The organism is Bifidobacterium biavatii DSM 23969 (assembly GCF_000741165.1).
In the GTDB taxonomy this organism is placed as follows: Bacteria; Actinomycetota; Actinomycetes; order Actinomycetales; family Bifidobacteriaceae; genus Bifidobacterium; species Bifidobacterium biavatii.
Genome location: NZ_JGYN01000001.1, coordinates 1 through 17,695, shown reverse-complemented (window position 1 = coordinate 17,695; position 17,695 = coordinate 1). Strand labels below are relative to the sequence as shown.

The 17,695-nt window shown below is 66.6% G+C and carries 11 protein-coding genes, 1 other RNA gene and 1 pseudogene; all 13 read left to right on the top strand.

Annotated elements, in window-relative coordinates:
- Window positions 1-264 precede the first annotated feature (264 nt).
- A complete protein-coding gene (mraZ, locus tag BBIA_RS00060; RefSeq protein WP_081891742.1) occupies window positions 265-771 on the top strand; it encodes a division/cell wall cluster transcriptional repressor MraZ in 507 nt (168 codons plus the stop codon).
- Window positions 771-1,840, top strand: a pseudogene (rsmH, locus tag BBIA_RS00055) (16S rRNA (cytosine(1402)-N(4))-methyltransferase RsmH). Before mraZ ends, rsmH begins: the two are co-directional and overlap by 1 nt.
- Window positions 1,840-2,313, top strand: a complete 474-nt coding sequence (locus BBIA_RS00050) for a hypothetical protein (RefSeq protein WP_033495099.1) — start codon at window positions 1,840-1,842, stop codon at window positions 2,311-2,313. Before rsmH ends, BBIA_RS00050 begins: the two are co-directional and overlap by 1 nt.
- A 38-nt stretch (window positions 2,314-2,351) precedes the next feature.
- On the top strand, window positions 2,352-4,115 hold the full coding sequence (locus tag BBIA_RS00045) for a peptidoglycan D,D-transpeptidase FtsI family protein (RefSeq protein WP_051923587.1): 1,764 nt from the start codon (window positions 2,352-2,354) through the stop codon (window positions 4,113-4,115).
- A gap of 39 nt (window positions 4,116-4,154) precedes the next feature.
- Window positions 4,155-5,060: a hypothetical protein gene (locus BBIA_RS00040; protein ID WP_033495097.1), complete on the top strand. Its 906-nt coding sequence runs from the start codon at window positions 4,155-4,157 to the stop codon at window positions 5,058-5,060.
- A 115-nt stretch (window positions 5,061-5,175) separates the two neighbouring features.
- A complete protein-coding gene (locus BBIA_RS00035; protein ID WP_033495096.1) occupies window positions 5,176-6,684 on the top strand; it encodes a UDP-N-acetylmuramoyl-tripeptide--D-alanyl-D-alanine ligase in 1,509 nt (502 codons plus the stop codon).
- Window positions 6,685-6,751: 67 nt separating this feature from the next.
- On the top strand, window positions 6,752-7,852 hold the full coding sequence (mraY, locus tag BBIA_RS00030) for a phospho-N-acetylmuramoyl-pentapeptide-transferase (RefSeq protein WP_033495095.1): 1,101 nt from the start codon (window positions 6,752-6,754) through the stop codon (window positions 7,850-7,852).
- 113 nt (window positions 7,853-7,965) lie between these two features.
- The gene (gene murD / locus BBIA_RS00025; protein WP_033495093.1) at window positions 7,966-9,396 is read left to right on the top strand and encodes a UDP-N-acetylmuramoyl-L-alanine--D-glutamate ligase; all 1,431 of its coding nucleotides are present in this window, start codon (window positions 7,966-7,968) and stop codon (window positions 9,394-9,396) included.
- 103 nt (window positions 9,397-9,499) lie between these two features.
- Entirely contained in the window at window positions 9,500-10,696 is a 1,197-nt protein-coding gene (locus tag BBIA_RS00020; protein WP_152600614.1) for a peptidoglycan glycosyltransferase FtsW, read from the top strand.
- A gap of 81 nt (window positions 10,697-10,777) precedes the next feature.
- Complete coding sequence (locus tag BBIA_RS00015; protein WP_033495091.1) at window positions 10,778-11,950, top strand: UDP-N-acetylglucosamine--N-acetylmuramyl-(pentapeptide) pyrophosphoryl-undecaprenol N-acetylglucosamine transferase; 1,173 nt, start codon at window positions 10,778-10,780, stop codon at window positions 11,948-11,950.
- A 60-nt stretch (window positions 11,951-12,010) separates the two neighbouring features.
- On the top strand, window positions 12,011-14,884 hold the full coding sequence (murC, locus tag BBIA_RS14730; protein WP_238548372.1) for a UDP-N-acetylmuramate--L-alanine ligase: 2,874 nt from the start codon (window positions 12,011-12,013) through the stop codon (window positions 14,882-14,884).
- A 108-nt stretch (window positions 14,885-14,992) separates the two neighbouring features.
- Window positions 14,993-15,389: a transfer-messenger RNA gene (gene ssrA, locus BBIA_RS13615) on the top strand.
- Window positions 15,390-15,659: 270 nt separating this feature from the next.
- Window positions 15,660-17,695, top strand: a 2,036-nt coding sequence (locus BBIA_RS00005) for a glycoside hydrolase family 38 N-terminal domain-containing protein (RefSeq protein ID WP_476559201.1), incomplete at its 3' end; no start/stop codon positions are given.

Genomic DNA, 17,695 nt, shown 5'->3' with positions numbered 1-17,695 from the left:
GAACGCCGTCACCGGGGCGGCCCAGATCGGCCTAGACCGTCCCGGAATCCCGCAGGACAGCCGCCCGTCTGAAGCACTCGCCCGCCAGCGTGCCCGCGCCGTCATCGTCTGGAACGCGCCGCAAGGGTGAAGGAACCGCAAAAAGGCGCGGAAAATGTAGAGAAGTGGGTTTCCATGGGGAACAGTGGGGTAAAGTGGTGAATCAGTTGTGGCCGGAGGCATCTCATGACCGGAAAAGGAGGTGGATGCATGGACGATCAGCTCATGGCGGACGTTCAGACCACCTCCCCGGCACCGCAGACCGTACAGGGGACGGCTGCGCCGACATTGCCTCCGCTGCTGCTGGGTACCTACACACCGAAGATCGACTCGAAAGGACGGTTGGCGTTGCCCGCGAAACTGCGCAGCCAGCTTGGCCCCGGCCTCATCATGGCCAGAGGCCAGGAACGTTGCGTGTACCTGCTGCCGCAGGCCGAGTTCCGGCGCATCGCCATGCAGATCCAGCGCACCTCGCTGGGTGACAAGGCCGCGCGCGACTACCTGCGCGTGTTCCTGTCCGGCGCCGTCGACCAGGAACCCGACAAGCAGGGGCGCGTGCTCGTGCCGCAGATGCTGCGCGACTACGCGAACCTCGGCACCGACGTGGTGGTGATCGGCGTGGGCACCCGTGCGGAGATTTGGAACAGCAAGGCTTGGGAGGAATATCTCGCTGCTCAGGAGCAGGGATATGCCGACATGGCCGACGACGTATTACCGGCGGTGGGATTCTGATGACCGATATCACGACCATTCACCAGCCGTGCTGCTCGAGCAGTGCGTGGAGCTTGTCGCGCCCGCGCTCGCGAAGCCGGGCTCCGTGGCGGTGGACTGCACGCTTGGGCTGGCGGGGCACGCCACCCATTTCCTCAAGGCCGCGCCGCAGGCATGGCTCATCGGCATCGACCGCGATACGGAGGCGTTGGGCCTCGCCACCGAGCGCATGAGGCGCGAAGGGCTGGCGGACCGGTTCACGCCCGTGCACGCCGCCTTCGACGAATTTTCGGACGTGCTGGCCGATCAGGGCGTCGATGCAGTGCAGGCCGTGTTCATGGACCTTGGCCTGTCCAGCCTGCAGATCGACGAAACCGATCGCGGCTTCTCGTATTCGCACGACGCCCCGCTCGACATGCGCATGGACGTGTCTCAGCCGTTGACCGCCGAACGCGTGCTGGCGACCTACGACGCTGAATCGCTCGCCCGCATCTTTCGCGATTACGGCGAGGAACGCTTCGCGCGGCAGATCGCGCGCGAGATCGTCGCCCGCCGCGCGCACGAGCCGCTGGCCACCTCCGCCCAGCTCAACCGTCTGGTCGACGAGGTCGTGCCGCAGGCGCACCGTCCCGCCGGCAACCCCGCCAAACGCGTGTTCCAGGCGCTGCGCATCGAAGTCAACGGCGAACTGGACAAGCTCGCGCGCACGCTGCCGCAGATCGCCGCGCATCTGGCCGTCGGTGGCCGTCTGGTCGTCGAGTCCTACCATTCGCTGGAGGACAAGACGGTCAAGTCGTTCATGAATCAGGGGCTGAAGGTGGACGCCCCGGCCGGCCTGCCGATGATTCCCCCGGAGGCACAGCCGTTCTTCCGCGAGCTCACGCGCGGCGCGGTCAAGGCCGACGAGGTAGAGATCGCGTCCAACCCGAGGTCCGCGTCGGTGCGATTGCGCGCCGTCGAACTCGTCAGGCCGATTCCCGAATCTAGGATGAAGCAGCTTGAACCGAACAACAACGCCCGACGCGGCGCGGCCGAACGCCGGCGCGGCGGACGACAGGGCCAGCAGGGCCGGCAAGGAAGGAATCGCTGATGCCAAGCCGTGGACGAACCGTACGCTCCAATGCGGTGCCCGAAAGCCGGCGTCCTGAACCCGCCGCGGCCCCGACGCGCCCCAGCCTGCATGTGGTCGAGGGCGGCGCCAAGCCGGCCGGACAGTCCGGCGGGTTGGCCCGCCTCATCGTATGGACGCGCTCGCGCAGCACGTCGCTGTTCCATATCGCCGCGTCGGCCGTGTTCCTCGCGGCCACGCTGATCGGCGCGTTGCTGCTGCGCACGCAGATGGTGGAGAACTCGTTCGAGGCGGCCGAGGTGCAGGCCAACATCACCATCCTCACCCAAGACGTGGAGGAGGATCAGGCCAAGCTCGACGAATTGCAGACGTCCCTGCCCGAAAAGGCCGAAAAAATGGGCATGACCCTGCAAAAGGGATCGCTGACCATCGATTTGAGCGGCTACAAGGGCGACGGCAAGACCGCCGCGAACGGCAAGGGCGGCACGCAGTGAACGGCATTCGCAAAACCGACAAGACGCGGGCGTTCGCCATGCGATGCATCGCCATCGCGCTGGTGCTGGCCTTCGTGGCCTCCGCCTGCGTGGCGAAGATGGCGTTCGTCCAGTTGCTCGGACGCAGCACCGCCATCGCCGCAGAACAGGAGCGCACCAGTCGCATCACGCTCAACGCGAAGCGCGGCCGCATCCTCGACACCAACGGCACCGTGCTCGCGCAGAGCCTCGAACGGTACAACATCGTGGCGGACCCGATGCTGGCCAACGAATTCGAACCGGTCAAATGCACGAAACGGACCGAAAGCTACTGCCATCAGATCAACGGCAAGTCGCTTGACGTCACTGGTGCGGCCGCCGTCGCGCGCTTGCTCGCCAGCGTGCTCAAGGGCACGAACGCGATGGAGCTCGGCGCGAAAATGAGCGACTCCAACCGCCGCTACGTGGTGCTCGCCAAGGACGTGACGCCCGAAATCAAGCGCAAGATCACGGCGCTGCACCTCGGCGGCATCGTCTACGGCGAACTGACCAACGAACGCGTGTACTCGGACGGTACGCTGCTCGGCCCGATCCTCGGCGGCATCGACGACGAAGGCAAGGGCGTCGCCGGCCTCGAAGCATCGCTCGACGACACGCTCAACGGCACCGACGGCTATCAGGTCTACCAGCGCGGCAACAACGTCGGCGAGCAGATTCCCGGCACGCTCACCGAATCGAAGGAGGCCGTCAACGGCTCCGACGTGACGCTCACCACCGACGGCGACGTCGACTGGTACGTCAAGAAGGCGCTGCTCGACGGCATTAAGAAGTACAACGCGAGCTGGGCGCTCGGCGTAGTGTACGACCTGAAAACCGGCGGCATCCTCGCCCTTGAGGACACCGACGAGTACGAGGCCGGATCCGACGCGGCGAAGCTCAATTCGTCGCGCGTGGTCAGCTCGACCTTCGAACCCGGCTCGATCGGCAAGGTGTTCTCCATGGCCGGCGAACTGCAGGAGGGCCTGCACAAGGCGACCGACAGGTTCACCGTGCCCGACACGATCACCACGTCCGACGGGCAGACGTATAAGGACGCGGAGACGCACGGCGCGGAGCAGTGGACGTACGCGGGCATCCTCAAAAACTCGTCGAACGTTGGCATGATCATGGCCGCCACGAACTACAGCGATGAGAAGCGCCACGAATACCTGAAGAAGTTCGGCGTCGGCACGCTCAGCGGCCTCGACCTCGCGGGCGAATCCGCCGGCATGCTCGGAAATTGGCAGGACTGGGACCTGCGCACGCGCAACACCGTGCTGTTCGGCCAGGGCTACACGATGAACGCCCTGCAGATCACGCGCGCCATTGCCACCATCGCCAACGGCGGTGTGATGCCGTCGCTCAAGCTCGTCCAGTCCGTCACCGACGCGCAGGGGCATGTCACCGAAGCCAAGACCGGCGCCTCGACCCGCGTGGTCGACGAGGACGTGGCCAAGCAGGTGCTCAACGCGATGGAATCCGTCTCCGACCTGTACAGCAACATGGTGTCCGTGCCCGGCTACCGCATCGCGGCGAAGTCCGGCACCGCCGAGGTCGCCGGCGACGACGGCACGCTTTCGTCGATCATCTCCGACTGGTCGGGCATCATTCCTGCCGACAATCCGCGCTTCGTCATCACGGTGGTGATGAAGGACGCCAAGGTCGGCTCGTTCGGCGGTCTGACCGCGGGCCCGGTGTTCGCCGACATCGGTGAATTCCTTATGCAGAAATACAATGTGCCGACTTCGGCCAAGCGCACGGATGCTATCCCGGTGGAATGGTGAGCGGGACATGCGCGACAGGGAAAAAGGACAGGTGATCGGATGAGTTCGGTGAGCGAGGCCGTGGCGCGTCGCATGACGCTGGGATACTTGACCGACCATTACGGATGCGAGCTGGAGCCGTCGTTCGCGTCGAACGTGACCGTCACGTCGCTGGCCGACGACGTGGAATCTGTGTCCGCCGGCGCGCTGTTTGTGCCGCGCGACATGGCGGAGGGCAATCCGAAGAACATGATGGAGCAGGCGCTGGAACGTGGTGCGTACGCGGCGCTCGTGCCAGCGGCGATGCGCGACGAACTCGACGGTTGCGAACTGCCGCTGCTGTTCGGCGACCTGACTGACGCGCAGATTGGCGAACTGTCCACGGAAATGTCTGGCGCGCCGGCAAGCATGCTGGCCGTCTTCGCCGTGGCGGGACCGGCCAGCAGCGACGTCGCAGCCAACGTACGCCAGTTGTCGCGGCTGCTGCACATGCTCGGCAATCCGGTCAGCGTGATCGGCTCGTTCGGATCCCAATCGCTGGAACGCCAGCTGGCGCTCGACTATCCGCTCGGCATCTTCGACGTGCAGCGCACGCTCGGCGTGTGCCAGGAGGACGGCGCGGCGGCCGTGATCGTCGCGCTCGACGACGACACGTTCCGCGACGGCGCGCTCAGCGGCGTCAACATTGACGTGCTCGGCGTGGACGGCATGGACAGCGATCCGCGCAAGGGCGCGATCGCGCGCGCCGACCAGTCGAAATACGGGTTCGTGATGGACGACCAGACGCATCTGATCGGCCGGACCGGCGAATCGGACCAGATCGCCATGCAGTTCTCGCCCCTGGCCGATGCGGACATGGCCGACGTCAAGCGCTCGTCGCTGGCGATCGCCATGGTGATGGCCGCCGGCGTGCGCAAGAACAACATCAGGAACGCGCTGCGGGTCAACCACGACCTGAACCGGTAGCCGAGGAACGACTCCCGCCCCGCAGACAGGCGCGGACGGTACATGCGGCGCGGAACGACGACAAATGAGATTGTGTTCGCAAGGAAAGGTACAGACAGTGACGAGCGAAGCGGCTATGATGCCGATGACCCCCAACGAGATAGCCGAAGCGACGGGAGGCGCGCTGATTCACGTGCAGCCCGGATTCGACCCGGACCGACCGGTCGCGACGTCGGCCGTAAGCGATTCGCGCGAAGCGGGGGAGGGCTCCGTATTCGTGGCGATCGCCGGAGAGCGCGTCGACGGGCACGACTTCCTCGCCGACGTGGCCGCCCGCGGTGCCGTGTGCGCGCTGGTTGGCCACGAGGTCGACGCGCCGATCACGCAGATCCTCGTGCCGGACACGGTCGAAGCGCTGGGCCTGCTCGCCCGGCACAATCTCGAACGCCGCCGCGCCGAGGCCGATCCGTTCACGATCGTCGGCATCACCGGCTCGGTCGGCAAGACCACCACGAAGGACCTGCTCAAGGCGCTGCTGGGTGAACTGGGACCGACCGTCGCCCCGTTCGGTTCATTCAACAACGAGATCGGCCTGCCGCTGACCGCGCTCAAGGTGGGAGCCTCCACGCGGTTCCTGGTGGCCGAAATGGGCGCCAATCACGTCGGCGAAATCGCCCGACTGACCACCATCGCGCCGCCGGACATCGCCGTGGTGCTCAAGGTCGGATGCGCGCATCTGGGCGAATTCGGCTCGGTGGAACGCATCGCGCAGGCCAAAAGCGAGATCGTGCGCGGACTCGTGGCGGATGGCACCGGCGTGCTCAACGCCGACGACGCGCACGTAGCCGCCATGGAGCCGCTCGTGCCCGGCGACGTGCTGTGGTTTGGCATCGACCCCGACCATGCGCATCCGGGCGAACTGACGGCCCGGAACATCGGACAGGACGCCACGGACCATCCGTATTTCGACATGACCGACGGTACGGAAACCGTGCACGTCACGCTCGGCATCCGCGGCGAACACAACGTGATGAACGCGCTCGCCGCCGCCAGCGTCGCTCGCCGCTGCGGACTGGGACTCGCTAACATCGCCCGCGTGCTGGGCGAGCAGACGCATATCAGCGCGCACCGCATGGCCGTGTCCACGGTGACGCGCGACGGCGTCTCGTTCACGCTCATCGACGACTCGTTCAACGCCAATCCGGATTCCATGCGCGCCGGCATCAACGCGCTGGCATCGTGGGGGAAGACGGCCCGCGAACCGCAGACGGAACAGGCGCAGGCTGCCGGACCGTACCGCATCGCCGTGCTCGGCGCGATGCTCGAGCTCGGCGGCGACGAAGGCGAGCTGCACCGGGGTATCGGCGCGGACGCGGTACGCGCCGGCATCGACGCGGTGATCGCGGTCAGCTCGGCGAACGACCCGCATCTGGACGCGCTGGCCGCCGATTTGGTGCAAGGCGCGCGGGACGAGTCCGCGGCAGATGGATCCGGCGCGACGGTCGAGCTTGCGCATGGAGCCGACGAGGCCGACCATCTGGCCACGGACCTTGTCCGAAACCATGCCAACGCGCTCGTGCTGCTCAAGGGATCGCACGCGTCCGGGCTGAGCGCGCTCGCATCGCGCTGGAACCCGACGGCGTGACGTTCCCGCCGCACGACGGCATACCCGATACGACAACCCATACGGAAACGAGAGTGGAGAAGCAATCGTGATTTCGCTCATCATTGGCATCCTGGTGTCGCTGGTCGTCACCATGGTCGGCACCCCGATGCTGATCAGACTGGTCCACAAGTTGCACTACGGGCAGTACATCCGGCAGGACGGCCCCAAGTCCCACCAGATCAAGCGCGGCACGCCGACGCTTGGCGGTGTGGTGATCAACTTCGCGGTGCTGCTCGGCTGGGCCGCCTCGGCGCTGTACCGGTATCTCAATTCCGGCAGCGTGCCCTCGTGGTCGGCGGTGCTCGTGCTGTTCGCCATGATGTCGATGGGCTGCCTCGGCTTCGTCGACGATTTCGCGAAGGTGCGCAAGAAGCAGAACGAGGGCCTGACCGTCGGCGGCAAGTTCATTGGCCAGTTCATCCTGGCCACGATCTACGCGGTGCTCGCCCTGATTATCCCCACCAAGTCAGGATTCCCGAGCGCGCAGGCCGGTATGAGCTTTATCGAGACGCCGTTCATCAGCTTCGAATTCGCCGGCCGGCTCATCTCGATCATCCTCTTCGTCGTGTGGGTGAACTTCCTGATGGCCGCGTGGACGAACGCGGTCAACCTCACCGACGGCCTTGACGGCCTGGCGGCTGGCTCGTCGATGATCTCGTTCGCAGGCTACGCGATCATCGCGTTCTGGGAGGCGTACCACATCAAGGGCGGCACGCACCAGGGCTTCTCCTATGCGGTGTCCGACCCGCTCGACCTGACCGTCATCGCCGTGTGCGCGGCCGTCGCCTGCTTCGGATTCCTGTGGTACAACTCGAACCCGGCCACGATCTTCATGGGCGACACTGGCTCGCTCGCGCTCGGCGGCCTGTTCGCGGCGCTCTCCATCGCCACGCACACCGAGTTCCTCGCCGTGATCATGGGCGGCCTGTACGTGATCGAGGCGATGAGCGACGTGATCCAGGTCGGCTACTTCAAGGCCACGCACAAGCGCGTGTTCAAGATGGCCCCCATCCACCACCACTTCGAACTGTGCGGCTGGACCGAAACGAAGGTCGTGGTGCGCTTCTGGATGATCGAGCTCCTGTTCGTGCTGTGCGGCCTCATGGTCTTCTACGCGGACTGGGCCGCGCGTTCCGGACTGCTGTGACGACGGTCGGCGTTGTGCGACGCCGACGCCGCGGAAGGCGCGATCGCGAGGACACAAAGCGGATATACGATAGGGAACCGTTTGCGGTTCCGATCATTCGGTAAGGAGCGGATATGGACGTTAACGGCAAGACCGCGCTGGTCGCGGGACTCGGCATTTCCGGGCGCAGCATGATGGACGTGCTGCGCGCGCACGGCGCGAAGGCGATCGGCGTGGACGAGCGGTGCGAGGACGCCGACCTGAAATCCTTCGACGACGTCGACTGGGATGCGATCGATCTGGTGTGCACGTCGCCCGTGTTCAACCCGCGCACCCCGTTCATCCTCGAGGCGCAGCGTCGTGGCATCCCCGTGATCAGCGAGGTGGAGCTTGCCTGGTGGCTGCGCGCCGACCGCGACGGCAAGGGCGCGCACGCCGGCTGGATCGGCATCACCGGCACCAACGGCAAGACGTCCACCACGGAGATGACCTCCGAAATGCTCACCGCGTGCGGTTTGAAGGCCCCGGCGGTCGGCAACATCGGCAAGGCCGTCTCCCACGCGGCCATCGACGCGGCCAACGACGTGCTGTGCGTCGAGCTGAGCTCCTTCCAGCTGCATTTCACATATTCGCTGGCGCTCGACTGTGCGGCGATCACCAACATCGCCGACGACCATCTCGACTGGCACGGCGGCATCGAAAACTACGCGGCCGACAAGTCCAAGGTGTTCCACGGCGTGAAGAAGACGCTCGTGTACAACGCCGACGACGCGCGCGTGACCGGTCTGGCCGAGCAGGCTGAAACCGCGGACGGCTGCCGCAAGGTCGGCTTCACGCTCGGCGCGCCCAAGGCCGGCCAGATCGGCGTGGCGGACGGCTGGATCGTCGACATGAGCGGCGTCGCCGGCGGCACGCCGGGGGAGGCGACCAAGGTCGCGCCGGTCGCCGAATTCACGCATCTGACCGAGCCGGACGGCACTGTCTACCCGCATCTGCTCGCCGACGCGCTCACCGCACTGTCGCTCGCGCTCGGCTACGGCGCGGACCGCGACACGGCCGTGCGCGCGCTGCAGGCGTTCGCCCCCGGCGGCCACCGCATCCAGACTGTCGCCACGGCTGGCAGCGGCGCGCAGGCCATCCGCTTCGTCGACGACTCCAAGGCCACCAACGCGCACGCCGCCAACGCGTCGCTGAACAGCTTCGGTGCTAAGTCCGTCGTGTGGATCGCGGGCGGCCTCGCCAAGGGCAGCCGGTTCGAGAAGCTCGTGGCCGATCAGGCGCACACCATCAAGGCCGCCGTCATCATCGGCCGCGACCAGCAGCCCATGCTCGACGCGTTCGCCGCCAGTGCGCCGGAAATCCCGCTCACCGTCATCGACCCGGCCGACAACGCCACGGTCATGGCGCGTGCGGTCAACGCGGCCGGTTCCTACGCAGAGGCCGGCAACGTGGTGCTCATGGCCCCCGCATGCGCCTCGATGGACCAGTTCAAGTCGTACGCGGATCGCGGCGACCAGTTTGCGGCCGAATCGCGCCGCTGGGTGAGCGAGCATGCCGAAGGCTAGACGCATCGCCTCCTCTGATAAGACGTCCCCCGGATCATCCGTCAAGGGTGCGGGGGACGCGGCCGGACGCGTCCGCACCGGTGATGGCCCGGGGAACCGGCGAATGCCGATGCGCCCCCTGCGGGAGCCCGACCGTGGCGATTTCGCCGGGTTCGGCGGGCTTGCGGGCCTGCTCAACCCGTTGTGGTGCTACCACGGATTCGTGGTGGCGGTGCTCGCGCTTTCTGTGTTCGGCGTCATCATGGTGTTCTCCAGTTCGTCGGTGGACATGGTGGCCCGCGGATACGCTCCGTGGAAGCAGGCCATGAGCCAGGGCGTGTACTGCGTGGGCGGCTTCCTGTGCGCGCTGGGATTGTCGCGTTGCGGCGCGCGCCTCTACCGCAAGGTAGGCGGTGCGGCCGTGTTCGCCGCCATGTTCCTGCAGTTCCTCACGCTCACGCCGCTCGGCATCGACGTGGACGGCAACCGTGGTTGGATCGGCATTCGCGGCGTGATCACCTTCCAGCCGGCTGAGCTGATCAAGCTGTCGCTGTGCATCTGGCTGCCTGGGGCGCTGCAACTGGCCGCCAAGCGATTCCGCCGCGAAGGATGGAAGGCGTATATCGTGCCCGGCGGCGTGTACGCGTCCAGCCTGGGTCTTGTGCTGCTGGGCAAGGATCTCGGCACTGCTATGATCATCGTGTTCATCGGCGTGGTTGCGTTCATGATCAGCGGCTTCCCGCTCAAATACATGGCCATGCTGGCCGGCGCCCTGTCGGTGCTGGTGCTGGTGCTCGTCATCACCAGCTCGAACCGATTGAAACGCGTGTTCGCCGCGTACTCGTGCTCCGACACGGACACGCAGGTCACGTTGTGCTTCCAGTCGGTCCACGCGCGGTACGCGCTTTCGTCGGGAGGCCTGCTCGGCGTCGGACTCGGCAATTCGCGCGAGAAGTGGAACTATCTGCCGGCCGCGCACAACGACTTTATCTTCGCGATCATCGGCGAGGAGACCGGATTCGTCGGCACGATGATCGTCGTGCTGCTGTTCGTGACGATCGGCTGGTGCCTGCTCGTCGTGGCGCTGCAGATCAAGGACCGGTACGTGTCGATGGTGCTGATGTGCGTGATGATCTGGATCGTCGGCCAAGCGCTTGTCAACATTGGCGTCGTCGTCGGCCTGTTCCCGGTGCTCGGCGTGCCGATGCCGTTCGTTTCGGCGGGCGGATCGTCGATGCTCATGTGTCTGTCCGCGGCCGGAGTGGCGGTGGGCATGATGCGCAGCCAACCGCAGATCAAAGCCGAAACGCGCCGTTCGTGACGCGCCATCCGCAACGCCGTCCATCAGGCAGCGTGCGGACGCGTATGGGTATAAGGGAACGTAGACTGGCAGACGATGAATATGAGCAAGAAAACCGTGAATGTCGTACTTGCCGGCGGAGGCACCGCCGGACACGTCAATCCGCTGCTGTCGGTGGCCGACGCCATCCGCCGCATCGAACCGAACGCCAGCGTGAGCGTCATCGGCACCGCCGTCGGCCTCGAGCACGATTTGGTGCCGCAGGCCGGCTACGAACTGGACACCATCGACAAGGTGCCGTTCCCGCGCAGGCCCAATCTTGACGCGCTGCGCTTCCCGATGCGTTGGAAGCGGGAAGGTGACAAGGTGCGTTCCATCCTCGAGGCCCGCCACGCCGACGTGGTGGTCGGATTCGGCGGCTACGCCTCCGCGCCCGTGTACGCCGCGGCGCACCGCATGGGCATTCCGATCGTCATCCACGAGCAGAACGCGCGCGCCGGCATGGCTAACAAGCTCGGCGCCCGCTGGGCGGCCTACATCGGCACCGCGTACGCCAACACCGGGCTGAAGCCGGCGCCCGGCGCGACGATCGAACGCGTCGGCCTGCCGCTGCGCCCGGCCATCGCATCGCTGTGCAGGAAACTGGAAACCGACCGCGTCGCCGTGCGCGACGAGGCCGCGGCCCGACTCGGCATCGACCCGAAGCGCCCGCTCGTGCTCGTCACCGGAGGCTCCCTCGGCGCGCTCAGCCTCAACCGCGCCGTGTCCGAGGCATCCGCCGACCTGCTCAAATCCGCGCAGGTGATCCACCTGACCGGCCGCGGCAAAATCGACGAGGTACGCGCCACCGTCGCGCGCGAGGCCGGCGAGAACGCGCTGTCGGGACTGTTCGACGACGCGGCATCCGGCGGCGACTACCACGTCGCCGAATATCTCGAACGCATCGATCTCGCGTTCGCGTGCGCCGCGCTCGTGATCTGCCGCGCCGGCGCTGGATCCGTGTCCGAACTCGCCGCGCTCGGCCTGCCCGCCGTCTACGTGCCGCTGCCCATCGGCAACGGCGAACAGCGGTTCAACGCGCAGCCCGTCGTCGAGGCGGGCGGCGGGCTCATGGTCGCCGACCGCGACTTCACCGCCGACTGGGTGCACGAGCACGTCCCCGCCCTGCTGGACGACCCGATCCGCCTGCGCCAGTTCGGCGAAAAGGCGTGGGGGTACGGCATTCGCGACGCGGCCGACCGGATGGCCCGCACTGTGCTCGACATCGCGCGGTGACGCACGCCACGACGTTCAGGTCCCATCACGTCGCCTATGACAGAAACCAAGGAGAAAACGTTGTCAGAAACCACCACGGACGAAACCATCGTCCTTGATCCCACGCACGCCGCATTCGGTGAAGTACAGACGGCCGGCGAACTGGGCCGCACCCACTTCATCGGCATCGGCGGCGCCGGCATGAGCGTGCTCGCCGAAATGCTGCACGAGCAAGGCGTCGACGTCGACGGCTCCGACCGCGAGCGCGGTGCCAAAACCGACCGCCTCGAATCGCTCGGCATCCGCGTCGAAATCGGCCAGCAGGCCGACAACGTGGCCGGCGCGCGCACGGTCGTCTACTCGAGCGCGATCAAGCCGAGCAATCCGGAGATCGTCGCCGCGCATGCCGCCGGCGCACATATCGTGCACCGCAGCGACATCCTCGCGCTGCTCATGAACGGCCGCCGGGCCGTGACCGTGGCCGGCGCGCACGGCAAAACCACCACCAGCTCGCTGCTTGCGCACATCCTCGTACATGCGGGCGAAGGCGCGCTCGCCGACCCGAGCTATGCGATCGGCGGCTCCATCCAGGGGCCCGACGGTGCCACGCTCGACGGCGGACACGCGGGCCACGGCGACGTGCTCGTCGCCGAAGCGGACGAATCGGACGGCAGCTTCGAAAAATACCGTCCGGCCATCGCGATCATCACCAACGCCGAGCCGGATCATCTTGACCATTACGGCAACGCGGCCCACTATCACGCCGCGTTCGCCGAACACGCGGGCCACGCACGCGAACACGTGATCATCTGCGTCGACGACGAGGGTGCGCTCGGCGTGCTGCGCTCGCTCGCCCCGGCCGTCGCCGCGCGCGCGATCGCGTATTCGACGCAGCCGCGCGAAGCGCTCGGCGATCTTAACGGCGCGACGTTCGTGCGTATCGAATCGGAGACCGAAGCTAGCGGCAGCGGCGCCGAACGGTTCACGATCGTGCTGCCAGGCACGCTGCTCGGCGGCGACGACCTGCGCCTGCCCGTCTCGCTGATCGTGCCGGGCGTGCACAACGCGCGCAATGCGACCGCGGCCATCACCGCCGCCACGCTGCTCGGCATGGACCCGCACCGCGCGGCGGAGGCGGCCGGCACGTTCCTTGGCGCGGCCCGACGCTTCCAGGTGCGCGGCACCGTGGCCGACGTGACCGTGGTGGACGACTACGCGCATCATCCGACCGAAATCGCCGCTCTGCTCGACGCCGCGCGCCGGCGCTACCCGGAGTCGGTGATCCGCGTGCTGTTCCAGCCGCACCTGTTCTCGCGCACCAAGTTCTTCGCCGGGGAGTTTGCGGCGGCGCTCGCCAAAGCCGACGACGTGATCGTCACCGGCATCTTCCCCGCACGCGAAAAGCAGGAGGATTTCCCGGACGTCACCGCGCAGACGATCGTCGACGCGGCCGCCGGTCTTGCGCACGAACCCGCCGGGCAGTGGATCCGCGCGGTCGACGACATGCGCGTCGCGGCGCAGATGCTCGCCATGCGCGCGCATCACGGCGACGTGATCTTCACCGTGGGCGCCGGCGACGTCACGCAGATGGACGACGTGCTGCTGCACGCGCTTGAAGCGCATCGCSGTGGCGGACGGGCGCTGATGGCGCGACGGGTCGTCAGTTCCAGCGGCGAAGACGCCGGCGCGACCGGCGCGGGCCGCCGCGTCGCCCGTTCCGCGTCGGGCGGAGCCTCGAAGGCCGTCAAGGGAGGAGTACCGCGCAACGGCGTCTCCCGCACGGCTTCGTCGGCGGGTCTGGGACGGGGCGGCGGCAACGCGCATGCCGCCCGCACCGCGCGATCGGTATCCGGCTCGTCTGGTTCGGGCAAGCCGCCGGCGACCGGTTCCATGCCGGTCAGCAGGTCATCCGCCTCCCGTGCGGCGCACGGTGGCGCGGAAACGTCGCCGTCCATCCGCAAATCGATGCCGGCGAAGCACCGGACGGCGGCCGCGCGCGCGGCATCCTCGGCGACCGGGCGTAAGACGTCGGGTGCCAAACGGGCGAACGGCGGACGGTCCGTTGCTGCGCCCGGCAAACCGGGTCGCATCCGGCGCGACGATCGGGGGTTCGTTGACGCGCGGCGTATGCCCAGCGAGGACGTGGTCACCAAGACGCTGCGGGAAACGTCCGGCGTGCTCGGCATCCCCACGCGTCCGAAGGTTATCGACTTCAACGCCCGGCTCAAAGAGAAGCGCAAGGCGGGCACTCGCGTGATCGCGCTGCGCGCGGCCGCGGCCGTCGCCGTCGTCGCGGCCGTGTGCTCGCTGGTGTGGCTGCTGTTCTTCTCTCCCGTGCTCCGGCTGGAAACCGGGGAGATCAGCGTGACCGGCGGCAACGAATGGGTGAGCCGCAGCGAGATCCTCGCCATTGCCGACAAGCAGTCCGGCAAGTCGCTGCTGCTCGTCTCCGCGAAAGACGTGAAGGCGCAGCTGACGAACATTCCGGGCGTCACCGAGGCGGACGTGACCAAACGCTACCCGCACGGTATGGCCGTCAAGATCAGCGCCCAACAGCCCGCCGCCATGCTGAAGACATCCGATTCGCAGATGGTGGCCGTGGACAGCAAGGCGCGCGTGCTCAACACGGTGGGGCACACATCCACCAAGGGCATTCCCGTGATCGAGGTGAAGGACGTTGATGCGTCGCTGGAGAACAAGTCGGTCAAGGAGGCGCTCAAAGTGCTCGGCGGGCTGCCCGATGCGATGCGCACGTCGATCACTAAGGTGACCGCGAGCACGCAGGATTCGATCACCACTGAATTCAACGGCGGCGAACACGTGGTGGTGTGGGGTGATTCGTCCGATCTTGAGCTCAAGGTGGCGATCGTCGACAAGATCCTGTCCGCTCCGAACGTGATTGGTGACAAGACGCAGGTCGACGTGTCCGCGCCGTCGCGTCCGATCATCAAGTGACGGGCGGCGCCGCGCGACACGCTATGCCGTGCGCGAAAACTTGCCGTTTCGCTTGCGCGGACGTATATTGAAAAATCCGCGCAAGCGGAAGCTTGATAAATCAAGATTGGGGTCGATCGGTTTCGACGGTGACCTGTTCGTCGCAGGGAAGCGTGCCGAGAACGCCGGGTCCGCTCGTGGATGCCCCCGGCAAAAGAATAAGTGCTAAATCTAACCGCACTGAGTTCGCTCTCGCTGCCTGAGCTTCGCGCCAGGATTAACCAGTGAGCAGCCGCTCCGTTCACTCCCTCTCGTCTTTGGGGGGATGCTGAGCGTCGTTAAGAAGACTTGCTGATGCAGCTGCGTTGCAGGGCTGCATCGGGACTTTAACTGCGAATATGCCCGCCGCCCGTTGTCTGCGACATAGGCGGGGGCAGAAAAGCTGCCAAACGGCCAGCAGACTACGCACGTAGAAGACTGCGGGCTCGGTCACCGGACCGGGGTTCAATTCCCCGCGACTCCACCAACAAAAGCGCCACTCCCACAAGGGGTGGCGCTTTTTCGTATCCGCCCTCATGCCGGCATGAATGCCGTCGAGACCCGAAACACGCGCGACGGCGGGGAACTTGACAGGCCGCCGCTCCTTGGACAGAATGGTACTAAAGCGCTTTAGTTACGGCGGCGGAGACGCGCAGCACGATCGAGGCGCGGCAGCCCAGCCCTCGCACAGGGGACACAACGACGTGGCCGAACGGCCTGCGACACCAGCAACCAAGGGGAGTGAAGACAGACAACCATGTTTCTGAAACCCGAACAGCAGCTCGAACGCTGCAAGCGCGTCCTGCGGCAGCGCGTCAACCCGCACATTCACCCGTCGGTCGCACGCCTTACGGTCGAGGCGTTCGACATTCCCGGCGAACCCATGCCGTCCGCCGAATTCTTCGCCAAGCTCAACCGCGGCGAAATCGACTTCAAGCCTTTCGAACTCGGCCACGAATGGGGCACCACCTGGGGCACTGTCTGGTTCCGCCTGACCGGTCAGGTGCCCGCCGGCTATCCGAAGCACGGCGAGGCGCTCGAACTCATCCTCGACCTCGGCTGGTACGAGCACTCCTGCGGCGGCCACATCGAAGGCCTCGTCTACCGTCCCGACGGCACCGCCCTCAAGGCCGTGCACCCGCTCAACATCTGGGTGCCGTTCATGGACGCCGACGGCACCGCGCACACGCCCGTCGCCGAGGACGGCACGTTCACCCTCTACCTCGAAGCCGCGAGCAACCCGCTGCTGCTCGGCGTGCCGCCGTTCATCGAAACCGAACTCGGCGAGAAGGCCACCGGCGAGCCCGACGAACCGTACGTGTTCCGTTCCGCCGACCTGACCTCGTTCAACCGCGAGCTCGACGAATACCGCATCGACCTCGACGTCGCATGCCAGCTCATGGAACTCGCCGACAAGTCGTCGCCGCGCTACTGGCAGCTCGCCAAGGCGCTCCAGCGCTCGCTCAACGCCTATGACGAGCGCGACATCAGCGGCACGGTCGAGACGGCCCGAGCCGAACTCGCCGGCGTGCTCGCCAAGCCCTCCAACGCGTCCGCCATGCAGGTGAGCGCCATCGGCCATGCGCACATCGACTCCGCATGGCTGTGGCCGGTGCGCGAGACGCGCCGCAAGGTGGCCCGCACCGTCTCCAACGCGCTCGCCCTCATGGACGCCGACCCGGACTTCAAGTACGCGATGAGCTCCGCCCAGCAGTACGAGTGGCTCGAAGAGGACCATCCGGACATCTTCGCCCGCATGCTCGAACGCATCAAGGAAGGCCGGTTCATTCCGGTCGGCGGCATGTGGGTCGAAGCCGACGGCATGCTGCCCGGCGGCGAATCGCTCATCCGCCAGGTCTCCTACGGCAAGCGCTACTTCAAGGAGAAGCTCGGCATCGAGCCCAAGGGCATCTGGCTGCCCGACAGCTTCGGCTACACGGGCGCCTGGCCGCAGATCGCGCGCCGTGCCGGCTACGAGTGGTTCCTGACCCAAAAGATCTCGTGGAACGACACCACTAAATTCCCGCACCACTCGTTCCTGTGGCGCGGCATCGACGGCACGCCGATCTTCACGCACTTCCCGCCGTCCGACACGTATGCCGCATGGTGCAAGGCGCAGGAGCTCGACTACGCGGAAAAGAACTTCCAGGACAAGGACCTCGCCGACCGTTCGCTGCTGCTCTTCGGTTTCGGCGACGGCGGCGGCGGCCCCACGCGCGACATGATGGACCACCTGCATCGCTACGAGAACCTCGAAGGCGTCTCCCGCGTGAGCGTCGAAAGCCCGAACGAGTTCTTCTCCAAGGCGCGCACGCAGCTCGAGGCGAACGCCGGCGAGGAAATGCCCGAATACCAGGGCGAGCTGTACCTCGAGCTGCACCGCGGCACGCTCACCTCGCAGCAGGACATGAAGCGCGGCTGTCGCCGGGAGGAATCGCTGCTGCGCACGGTCGAATACCTCGGCGCCGCCGCCTCGATCGCCGATCCGTTCTATGCGTGGCCGCGCGAGGACATGGACCGCATCTGGAAGACGCTGCTGCTCAACCAGTTCCACGACATCCTGCCCGGTTCCGGCATTTCGTGGGTGCACCGCGAAGCCCGCGAGGACTATGCTCGCGACCTCAAGCGCCTCGCCGAGATCGCCGCCGATGCGTGCGCAGCCCTGCGCCGTTCCAATCCGAACGCCGACGTGCTGCGCGAGGCGCGCATCAGCCAGTACCGCGCCGACGGATCGTCGTGGCGCGTGCTGCCGGCCGACCTTGCCACCGGCTACGACGGCGAGGCCGCGCACGG